Raw genomic sequence first — 588 nt, forward strand, 5'->3', positions numbered from 1 at the left:
ACGGGCGCATATGGTGCCGAGGGCGGGGGTCGAACCCGCACGGTGGTCACCCACCGCAGGATTTTAAGTCCTGTGCGTCTGCCTGTTCCGCCACCCCGGCATRTCATATTGWAAATTGGAGCGGAAGACGGGATTCGAACCCGCGACCCCAACCTTGGCAAGGTTGTATTCTACCACTGAACTACTTCCGCAAGACATGTATGAGATATTTTATTAAAAGTGCGGGTGAAGGGAGTCGAACCCCCACGCCAAAGGCGCCAGATCCTAAGTCTGGTGCGTCTGCCAATTCCGCCACACCCGCATAATATAATTTTTAGAAAAAATGGGGCGACTGATGGGAATCGAACCCACGAATGCCGGAGCCACAATCCGGTGCGTTAACCACTTCGCCACAACCGCCATAATTACTGGTGCCGGCTAGAGGACTTGAACCCCCAACCTACTGATTACAAGTCAGTTGCTCTACCAATTGAGCTAAGCCGGCAATATATGGTGGAGGATGACGGGATCGAACCGCCGACCCCCTGCTTGTAAGGCAGGTGCTCTCCCAGCTGAGCTAATCCTCCAYTTTGCCTGGCAACGTCCTAC

General features: G+C 54.2%; 6 tRNA genes. All 6 read right to left on the minus strand.

What is annotated here, in order from left to right:
* Nucleotides 1-11: 11 nt before the first annotated feature.
* Nucleotides 12-100 (minus strand) — tRNA-Leu (locus AZF08_RS07230).
* Nucleotides 101-116: 16 nt separating this feature from the next.
* Nucleotides 117-191: transfer RNA gene (locus AZF08_RS07235), tRNA-Gly, on the minus strand.
* 29 nt (nucleotides 192-220) lie between these two features.
* Nucleotides 221-301: transfer RNA gene (locus AZF08_RS07240), tRNA-Leu, on the minus strand.
* Nucleotides 302-323: 22 nt separating this feature from the next.
* Nucleotides 324-399, minus strand: a tRNA-His gene (locus tag AZF08_RS07245).
* Between the two features lie 9 nt (nucleotides 400-408).
* Nucleotides 409-484, minus strand: a tRNA-Thr gene (locus tag AZF08_RS07250).
* A gap of 6 nt (nucleotides 485-490) precedes the next feature.
* Nucleotides 491-566, minus strand: a tRNA-Val gene (locus AZF08_RS07255).
* Nucleotides 567-588: the final 22 nt, after the last annotated feature.

It is taken from the genome of Bacillus gaemokensis (genome assembly GCF_001590835.1).
GTDB lineage: Bacteria > Bacillota > Bacilli > Bacillales > Bacillaceae_G > Bacillus_A > Bacillus_A gaemokensis.